The 8,455-nt window shown below is 62.4% G+C and carries 9 protein-coding genes; all 9 read right to left on the reverse strand.

Going from position 1 to position 8,455, the window contains the following annotated elements; genetic code table 11:
* Positions 1 to 4: 4 nt before the first annotated feature.
* From traU to H7A81_RS11730, 9 genes are read right to left on the reverse strand one after another with little or no spacing between them, the layout of a single operon-like run.
* On the reverse strand, positions 5 to 1,018 hold the full coding sequence (gene traU, locus H7A81_RS11690; protein ID WP_182057571.1) for a conjugal transfer pilus assembly protein TraU: 1,014 nt from the start codon (positions 1,016 to 1,018) through the stop codon (positions 5 to 7).
* 1 nt (position 1,019) lies between these two features.
* Entirely contained in the window at positions 1,020 to 1,811 is a 792-nt protein-coding gene (locus tag H7A81_RS11695) for a DsbA family protein (protein WP_182057572.1), read from the reverse strand.
* Between the two features lie 11 nt (positions 1,812 to 1,822).
* The gene (gene traW / locus H7A81_RS11700) at positions 1,823 to 2,473 is read right to left on the reverse strand and encodes a type-F conjugative transfer system protein TraW (protein ID WP_182057573.1); all 651 of its coding nucleotides are present in this window, start codon (positions 2,471 to 2,473) and stop codon (positions 1,823 to 1,825) included.
* A gap of 34 nt (positions 2,474 to 2,507) precedes the next feature.
* Positions 2,508 to 2,861, reverse strand: a complete 354-nt coding sequence (locus H7A81_RS11705; RefSeq protein WP_370529951.1) for a TrbI F-type domain-containing protein — start codon at positions 2,859 to 2,861, stop codon at positions 2,508 to 2,510.
* The gene (traC, locus tag H7A81_RS11710) at positions 2,858 to 5,464 is read right to left on the reverse strand and encodes a type IV secretion system protein TraC (RefSeq protein ID WP_182057575.1); all 2,607 of its coding nucleotides are present in this window, start codon (positions 5,462 to 5,464) and stop codon (positions 2,858 to 2,860) included. Before traC ends, H7A81_RS11705 begins: the two co-directional genes overlap by 4 nt.
* Before the next feature lie 7 nt (positions 5,465 to 5,471).
* Positions 5,472 to 6,026 (reverse strand): TraV family lipoprotein, encoded by a 555-nt coding sequence (locus H7A81_RS11715; RefSeq protein WP_182057576.1) that lies wholly within the window; start codon positions 6,024 to 6,026, stop codon positions 5,472 to 5,474.
* The gene (locus H7A81_RS11720) at positions 6,019 to 6,291 is read right to left on the reverse strand and encodes a hypothetical protein (protein ID WP_182057577.1); all 273 of its coding nucleotides are present in this window, start codon (positions 6,289 to 6,291) and stop codon (positions 6,019 to 6,021) included. Before H7A81_RS11720 ends, H7A81_RS11715 begins: the two co-directional genes overlap by 8 nt.
* A 54-nt stretch (positions 6,292 to 6,345) precedes the next feature.
* Positions 6,346 to 7,701 carry a TrbI/VirB10 family protein gene (locus H7A81_RS11725; protein ID WP_182057578.1) on the reverse strand — a complete coding sequence of 452 codons (1,356 nt, stop codon included), beginning with the start codon at positions 7,699 to 7,701 and terminating at the stop codon, positions 6,346 to 6,348.
* Positions 7,691 to 8,416 (reverse strand): type-F conjugative transfer system secretin TraK, encoded by a 726-nt coding sequence (locus tag H7A81_RS11730; protein ID WP_182057579.1) that lies wholly within the window; start codon positions 8,414 to 8,416, stop codon positions 7,691 to 7,693. The genes H7A81_RS11725 and H7A81_RS11730 overlap by 11 nt, the downstream gene beginning before the upstream one ends.
* Positions 8,417 to 8,455 lie beyond the last annotated feature (39 nt).

The following is an 8,455-nucleotide window of genomic DNA, read 5'->3' on the forward strand; positions in this document are numbered from 1 at the left end:
TCGCTTACATCACGCAGTTGCGCTTTTTCCAGATGAGGTAGCCGTAGTTCTTTTTGCTGGTTGGCATCTCCTTGCCCGTCTGCCACAGCATCACGTTGCGCCCCAGCGGGTGGCAGGACGCTACGTCGGGGATGGTGTTCACCATCTGATAGCGGTAGCGGCTTTTCGGCAGGATCACCGACGGATACTCGTAGCAGACGGCTACGTCGTAGGGCACGGTGTCGAGGATGAGCCCCTCCCGGTGCAGCTTGAAGTCCATGCGCTCGGAGAGCAGCACCGAGCTGTTCAGCCCGCTCGACTCGTTGACGATGTTGCCCGTGAACGGGTACATCGAGCCGTGGGAGCCGGCGCACCAGAACAGCGCGTCAATCGGGCGGCTGACGCCCGAGGCCACCGCGTCGGCCGCACAGGCCATCTGCGCAATCGGGTTGGCAAACAGCATCACCTCGGGGTTCAGGAACAGCGCCAGGTTGTCGTTCTGCCAGGTCGGGTCCAGCTCCGACAGGTAGCCGATGTCGTACTCGCCACCCTGCAGGCACATCTCAGAGGTGATAATGCTGAGCCACGAAATCAGCGGATACTTGTACCAGTGGACATGGTAGAAAGTGCCGGGGTGCTCGTTCGCCGTTTTGGTGCCGACGCCCGTGCCGGTGTTCGGGATGTTGATGTTGAAGCCGCCCATGTTCACCATGCACCCCGGCGAGCGGGTTACGTCGGTCATCGCAAACGGCTCCCAGTACCCCACCGCGACGCCGGTACGCTCGAAAATCGGCGGCGGTACCGGGCAAATCTGAATGGGCGAGGCCGGGTTGTCGGTGTCGGGAAGCGTACCGGCAGAGACCTGCACACTGCCCACGCTCATCGGGAAAATGCACTCCCAGCAGACGTCGGTGATGGGATTCACCCAGCGCCCCTCACAGGTCAGGGACGTGTTGCCGTTGCTGCCCTCCGAGTCAGCGGCCCAGGCGGGCTGACAGATCCACACCGCCAGCGCCAGTAAAGCCGTGCGCCAGACCATGTCAGCCCCCTTTCTTCAGGCCGCCGCGCGCTTTTGCCACCGCGGCCTGCAGCGTCTCCAGGCTGGTTGCGCCCGGGATTACGCTGACGTTGTCAGCGGTCGCGCCCTTCACCGGCATAACGAAAAAGGCGGGCGTACCCTGAATGCCCAGGCGCTTCGCCAGCGCGTTGTTGGCTTCCAGCACCGCCCCCATCGCTTCCACTTCGGCTTTCGGCGTAGACGTCACGCCCGCTTTCACCGCCGCCTCGCGAATGTCCGCGTCCAGCAACTTGCCCTCGTTGTGGCCGGTAGCGTACAGCGCAGCGTGATAACGGTGATACACCTCTGCACCGCCCGTTTTGTACAGGGACAGTCCGACTTTCGCCGCCTGAATGGATGCAGGCCAGCGGCTCCCGAAGATCGGCCACTCCTTATAGATGAAGCGCACGTCCGGGTTGTGGCTGATGAACTGCTCCACGGTCGGGGCGACCTTCGCGCAGTAGATGCACTGATAGTCGAAGAACTGAATGACCGCGATGTCGCCTTCCGGATGCAGCACCGGCGAAGTCGGATCGTTCAGCAGCGCGGCCTGATCCTGCAGGGCTGCCGTCACGGCGGACCCCATCTGCTTGCTCTGCGCCTGCGCCTGCAGTTTCTGGCTCATCTCGATCAGGATTTCCGGGTGCGCGCGAAGATAGTCTGCCGCCACTTCCCCTATCTGCGCTTTTTGCGCGGCGCTGAACGGCGCTTCAGTAGCGAAGGCGTGACCTGTCAGGCTCAGCGTCAGGAGGGTGGCGAGGAAGTGCTTTTTCATATCTGGCTCCGTTAGCGGTCGGGAAGACCGAATTCAGTAATAAGGAATCGTTTTTGGCCGGGCGCCTGCTTCACCTCTGCAGGCACCTGCGTAATGCCGAACTTTTTCGTGATGCTGCCGGTCTGGTCGAAGTAGACCCGGCTGCCAAGCGCGGCGGCTCCGTCGCGCACGTTGCCGTTGACCAGGATGACGCGGGAGGACGTGGTGTGCGGCACCTGCTGCTTCATCCAGGCTATCTGGCGGTCGTCGTCGGCGTCGATGAAGTAGAGGGTCTCGTCGAACACCGGAATGACGTCGAACGGATTGACCTTTTCTCCCTTGTGCGCAAACACCACGCCGTTCTGGTCGGCGATATCGCGCTGCACGGTGAATGACGGGTCAAACAGGCGGCTGCGGGTCTCGCGCGCGGTGGTGATGCCCTCCACCGGTGGCGGGCGCATCGCCTGGTCTTCCGCCTTTTTCTGCATCTCCTGCTCAATCTGCGCCTGCGATTTTCCGGCGAAGTGCTGTTCCAGGTTCTTCTTCAGCACGCTTATCAGGTCGTGTTCGCGGATGTCCCAGGTATCGCCAAAGGTGCCAATCTCCGAGGCCACTGCCTGCAGGCTCAGGGCGGCGAACAGCGCACCGGCGACAACGCGCGCCAGCGGGGTAACGTGTTTCATCGGGAAGCTCCCGGTTTAGGGTGATCGGGTGGGGTTATTTCGCTGAGTCGGCCTTCATCAGCTCGGCGAGCCGGGCCTGTATCTCCGGCGTCGCGTCAGGCAGGCCGTTCACTACGGCAGGGCTCACCAGAATGGCCGCGCCGTGCGAGGCCGCGTATTCGGCCGTGGCAGTGGTGACGCTCTGGTCAAAGCGCGTCAGCAGTGCGCGGCGCTGTTCGTCAGTCAGGTCCAGCTTCGCGCTCTGGCGGATCAGCGCGTTGGTAGTGCCCTTCATGTCGAAGGTGACCAGGGCCGGCGGCTGCAGCCAGAGGTACCACGCGGCGGCGCAGACGCCGAGGCTCAGCACAACTGACATGCAGCAGCCCGCCACAAGGTGTCTGATATTCACAGTTGCATCTCCCGGAGCACGTGGATGATGTCGCGCTTGTGCGCGTCGTTGTCGGCCATCTCAAACAGGATGTCCTTGATGTCGGCCCCCTCGCGCAAGCGCTTTTCGCGGTAGGTAAAGTCCTCGCCCTTGGAAGAGAACAGACCGTCGCTCAGCGGATCGAGAATGAGGCGGTGGAAGCTGGAGAACTCCCCGACGCTCAGCAGGAACGAGCTGTAGCGCGCCTTTTTCGCCGGCGGGAACTTGCGGATCATTTCCCACTCAAGCTCGTTAAACGCGTGCGGCTCCTCCTTCTGGAAGGTGGTGAACGACTTGGCGTCCTGCATACAAGTGAACTTGAACGAGCTGTTGTCGTAGGCCGCGAGCGCCGCCGTGGACAGGTTTTTATCGCGTATCGCCTGCGTCACCGTGCCGTAAGAGCCGTTGTGGCGGCGGGCGGTACGGTAGCCCTCTTCAATGAAATCCTTGATCTTGGTGCTGGAGCCGCCGAGCAGCTTCCACCCCTCGTCGATGATGTTCATCTTCCGCATGCTGCGGGGCGTGGTGTACATCATGTTCTCGTTCCAGATCATGATGCTGAAGAGCACCGCCGACAGCAGGTCCTGCTGCTTGCGCAGGTCGCCCAGTTCGGTGACCACGAACTGCAGGTCAGGCCTGAGCGTGGGCTCGGACGAGTTAAAGAACCTGCCGTAAATACCGCCGGTGCTGTACTTGCTGAGCAGCGTGGTGATTTCATCAATGCGTCCGCCAATCTGCGAGGAGTACTCGCGGCTGACGGCGGCCTGCCTTTTCTTCAGATAGGCAATGACGTGATCGATGCGCATGTCCTGCTGATACTGCGGCCAGGATTCGGTGATCGCCTCCAGGATCATGGATTCGTGCACTTCGTCCAGCAGGCCGTTAGGGCTCGCCAGAATGCACAGTTGATCGCGGATGCGTTCGGCGGCGAGCGTGATGTCGGTGACGTTGGCAAACGGGTTGAAGCGAAGCGAGTCGCCGTTGATGTAGGTGCCCCCCAGGCTGCTGCAGGCCGCCTTGTAGGAGTCGCCAATATCCTGTACCGCCACCGTCCCGCCCTTGTCGAGCACCGAGCGGGCGATGGAGTTGGCCAGCACCGACTTGCCCGCGCCCGAGGTGCCCGACATAAACCAGTTAAAGTTGGTGTTGGGCAGGCTTTCGTCAAACACGTCGATAAACGCCACCTGGTTGCGGTAGCTCGGAATGAGAATGCCCGAGGCGCACAGCTTGTTATCGCCAATCACCGGCATCAGGTTTACCGCGTGAAAGGACTCCGAGCGCTGAATGCCGCCGGTCTTGCGACAGTCGTCGCGAAGCTTTTTGTTCACCATCGCAAAGGGCAGCGTGGCCATCAGGTTGCGCAGCTGCATAAAGTCGGCGCGCACGAAGCGCAGGCCCTGTGCCGCGAAGGCGTTTCTCGCCTTTTCGGTGTAGCGGGACGTCAGGTCGTCGTCGTCGGGGCAGAACAGCGTGATGCCGAAGAAGTAGCTGGTCAGCGACGTCTGATTCGAGAGCAGCCGCGCGCGGGCATCCTTCCACTCGGCGTGCTGACGCGTGGTGGACGGAATGTACTTGGCATAGCTGGTGTTCACGCGCGAGTCCAGCGAGAGAAAGCGGCTGTTGGCCTCTCCCTGACTTTTCATCTGCTCCTCGGTGGTCAGCACCATCGTGCAGATAAACGGGCAGGGTATGCCGTTAGTCGGCGACATCAGGTCCTGAATAATGTTGCCGTTCTGCCAGAGATAGTGTTCCTGCGGGTTGCGGTCGAGGTTCAGGTTTACCATGCGCGCCGCAAACGGCTTGTTCTTCGCGTCGCTGCCCTCGATGCGAATATGTGAGGGTTTTACCCGCCAGGACGTAGTGCGATCTACAAACTGCGTGCCGAGATCGGCCGCCGGATCGTATTCGCTGTCGTAGCGCTCAAGCCGCGCAGGGTCATGGTTGAAGAACTCGCGCAGCACGCTGCTGAACTCCGTTACACCGATGGCGGACGACCACAGGTCGGCGGCGTTGAGGGCGTTGAGCAAATTTCGGCGCACGTCGCGCACGCGGATCATGTCGGTTTCGCTGAGGTTTCTGACCGGTGTTGCCCAGATGAAGAACAGGCGGTAGTCGCGCAGGGTCAGCGGATGATCGAGGCCGTTGTTGTAGGTGTAGCGCGCGCCGTTGAGGAAAAAGCGCGCGGTCACGTCGTTACATTCGTCCGCGCGGTGCCCCTTCCAGGCGAAATTTTTCAGCCCCTGCTCCACCTGCTCTTTCACGGCGCGGGTGGAAACCAGCATCACCTGCAGCGGGATATCGCGGGGCGCTACGTCGCGCAGCAGGTACTCCAGGCTTTCGGCAAGCTTCTCGTTGGCGCCAATCAGCGGCTGACACTCCACCACGAACCCCACCGACTCCTTGTTCACCCAGATCTGGCTTTCGGTGTCGTAGTCCTTATAGGGCAGCAGGTCGCGGATGTGGGGATAATCCATGTCCTGCAGCTTCTGGCGCGTCTCGTTCGTGGTGTCGCGCTCGCCCAGAATGCCCGCCACCGTGTCCACCACGTTCAGCGGATCAAAGCGGAAGCCTTTGAAAAATTTCATGCGGACCTCACATCAGGATGCCGTTCCAGTCGCCGTGACTGGAGACGCTGTAGATGACCTCGCCCATGTGGACGCTGTTGTCGGGGGAGACGTAAGGGGCGATCCAGATGCGTGCCACCCCGTCCGGGCGGCGAAACGCAGCGGCGGGCTCAGGAAAGCAGTGCGCGGCGCTGCAGTACGCGGTCTGATTCGTGTTGGTGCGCAGCACGCCGTTTTCCCGCGTGAACGGCCGGACCTCACCCGAGGCACCCAGACGCAGCGGTATGCTTTCGCGGTCGCCACTACGACCGCCGGGGACTTCAGCCTGCGGGTCAAGGCGGATGGTGCCGGTATCAATCAGGCGATAGTCATCGAGGCGGATGCCTGCGCCGGTAAATCCGGCGGTACCTGACGCCGCAGCGGGCGCGTTGCCGCTGCTGCCTGCGGACATGTCGTCGGCCTGTGACATCCAGACGCCGGTGTCTTTTGCCGGCTTGTCGAACTCAAAGTCGCTGTTCATGCCCGCGCAGCCGCCAAGCATCATGGCCAGCACGCAAACGGTCAGGGCGTGTTTCTTAGTCATGGGGCTCTCCGTTGAAGTCAGAAATTTCGGTAAAGTCGATCCAGAGATCGCCGTTCCTGCCGTGGGTACCGAGACGGGACAGCATGCTCATGGCGAAGGCGTCGCCGGGGGCCACCTCCAGCAGGCGGCGCAGCGTTTCCCCGAACAGCGCGACGTAACCGTCGTCCGGAATAAGGCCTGGCTTGCAGTAGAGCTTTTTGACGCTGTAACCCACCGCCTGCAGTCCCGGGATGCGCGCGTCAGCGTCGCGCCCGAAGCAGCTCACCGTCCACCATCCAGCCGCAGTGCTCGGCGTGACGAAGCCTGATTTTTGCCTCCGTCATTGCGTGACGCCCTGCGGGGTCATGTTCTTCGCCTGCCCGCCTGACGGCGTGACGAAGTCATTCATGTTGAGCTTTGTCGCGTCGCCGAGTTTGCCCACCAGATCCGGCGGCAGACCGCTGTTGCCTCTGGCCTGCGTCTGGGTGTCCTGCTGCGGCGTGCCGTTGCGCTTCTCTTCTTTCGCAAGCTTCGCCGCCTCTTCATCCTCAATAAACTTCGCCCGGAAGCCCTCGATGAAGACCACCTCCACGCGGTTCGCCGCGCCAATCGGGATGATCGGGTGATACTGCTCGGCGCGCTCGATGTAGTAATCAGCCAGCTTATCCGCCGCTTTTCCCACGCCGCCGCCCACGGCGCTGCGCGCGACGTCACCGCCGCTGACGGAACTTGTGGCGCCAATACCGGTAACCGTCTGCCCAACCTGTGAGGCGCTCTGGCCGAGCCCACCCAGTGCACCGGCGGTGAACGCCAGCCCGAGGATCTTGCCGTTGCGCATCACCGGCACACCCTTGATGCCGTTTTTGCCGTAAAAGGCCACGTGCCCCTTCACGGCCTGGTCGATGTGCTTGCCGTCGATGATGCAGGACAGTCGCTGGAGCTGAACGATGGCGCGCTCGCTGGAGATGTCGCCGTAGGCCGCCGCCGTCACGAAGCAGTTGTCGAGGTGCACAAGCCTGTTGTTGCCCGGCAGGTGCGCCCTGCCCTTGAGCTTGAATTGCATCGGGACCAGGTTGTTTTCGCCGCGCACCGAGGCGTTGGCGTCGGCCCCCTCAATGATGATGGCGTCAGAGAAGGTGCCGGTTGGTACCCAGAACGAGGCGTCTTTTGTCTTCTGCTCAAACTGCGAGTAGTCGAAGGTCTGGTTATCAATCTGTCCGGTCTGCACCGGCGCAGGCGCAAAGGCGTACTCCGTTCGCGGCGGCGTATTGCTGACCGCGCCCTGCGGTGCGGCCTGTCCGGCCGGAGCAGCCTTTTGCTGATTCTTCAGCTGGTCCATCAGTTCGCTCACATTCTGCTGCAGCGACTTGTTGTTGTTCATCACGTCCGACATCTGGTCTTTCAGTGATTTGAAGTCTTTCTGCATCGAGGAGAGCTGTTCGCGCGCCTCTTTCTCGCGGTTCTGTGCGCTCACCAGCAGCGAACCCTGCCCTGAGCCGTCAAAGGCGTTTACCACGCCCCCGCCGGTCAGGTCCGGCTCGGCGGCGGCCTTATCCGGCTTGCTTTCCTGACTCCCGGTTTTGCCGCTGGCGCCCCGGTTGGCCAGATACAGCCCGCCGATGATGACGGCGGCAGCGGCCAGAATGATGCCAAACAGGCGGCGCTGCTTGCTGCGGACCAGACTGTTAAGGTTCATCCGGGCCTCCCTTCGTGCGGAACACGGTGATGACAGACACCTTCGCGCCCGGCTCCAGCACGTCGAGCTGCGGGTGGAACGCCACGGCCATCACACCCGGGCTCCAGAAGTAGCGCTCGCTCAGGCGGATGCGCTGCGAAGACAGGCTGGTGAGGTCGGTGCGCACGATGCGCACGCGGTCGCCCTGCCAGGCGGTGACCGGGCGAAGCGCGAACGCGCTCTTTGCTGCGGCGCTAACCGGTACGTCGGTGTTTTTGCTGAACACGTAGCCGTCAGGTTTGCGGTTGGTGAGGAAGCGGCCGACCAGTGTGCTGATGAGCGCGCTGTAGGTGTCCTGCTTCTGCTCAAAGGTTCTGGCCTCCTCCGTGCCCTGCACCTCGCGGTTATCAACGGTGAGGCTCAGTCCCGCGCGTTTGCCGGGCGTGGCCTGCACCGAAAAGGCAAAGCCAGACGCGGTCTGCACGAACATCGTGAACGGCTTGTCGGTGACGGTGGAAAACACGATCGCGCCTTCCGGGGTCGGGGATTTGGCGCTCAGCACGCCCTGAGCCGCCTGCACGCTCAGGATGCGGTCATCGCTCACGCGCAGGTAGTTCGGGTTGGTGTTGCTCACCGCCGCGTTCACGCGCGCGCCGGGATTGAGGGTCAGCTGCTCGGCGCGGGCGCTGAGTGCCGTCAGCAGCGCCACGGCGCTGATTAGCAGGTGTTTACGCATAGGGCACCTCCAGGAATGCGCTCCAGCAGAGACGGTTGT

Origin of the sequence: Pantoea sp. ME81, from assembly GCF_903970985.1 — a bacterium.
GTDB lineage: Bacteria > Pseudomonadota > Gammaproteobacteria > Enterobacterales > Enterobacteriaceae > Pantoea > Pantoea communis.

What these genes read in the sequence shown, in the direction of transcription:
- H7A81_RS11730 (WP_182057579.1), bottom strand. Translation starts at nt 8,416, where the DNA reads ATGCGTAAACACCTGCTAATCAGCGCCGTGGCGCTGCTGACGGCACTC.
- H7A81_RS11725 (WP_182057578.1), bottom strand. Translation starts at nt 7,701, where the DNA reads ATGAACCTTAACAGTCTGGTCCGCAGCAAGCAGCGCCGCCTGTTTGGC.
- traU (WP_182057571.1), bottom strand. Translation starts at nt 1,018, where the DNA reads ATGGTCTGGCGCACGGCTTTACTGGCGCTGGCGGTGTGGATCTGTCAG.
- H7A81_RS11715 (WP_182057576.1), bottom strand. Translation starts at nt 6,026, where the DNA reads ATGACTAAGAAACACGCCCTGACCGTTTGCGTGCTGGCCATGATGCTT.
- H7A81_RS11695 (WP_182057572.1), bottom strand. Translation starts at nt 1,811, where the DNA reads ATGAAAAAGCACTTCCTCGCCACCCTCCTGACGCTGAGCCTGACAGGT.
- traW (WP_182057573.1), bottom strand. Translation starts at nt 2,473, where the DNA reads ATGAAACACGTTACCCCGCTGGCGCGCGTTGTCGCCGGTGCGCTGTTC.
- traC (WP_182057575.1), bottom strand. Translation starts at nt 5,464, where the DNA reads ATGAAATTTTTCAAAGGCTTCCGCTTTGATCCGCTGAACGTGGTGGAC.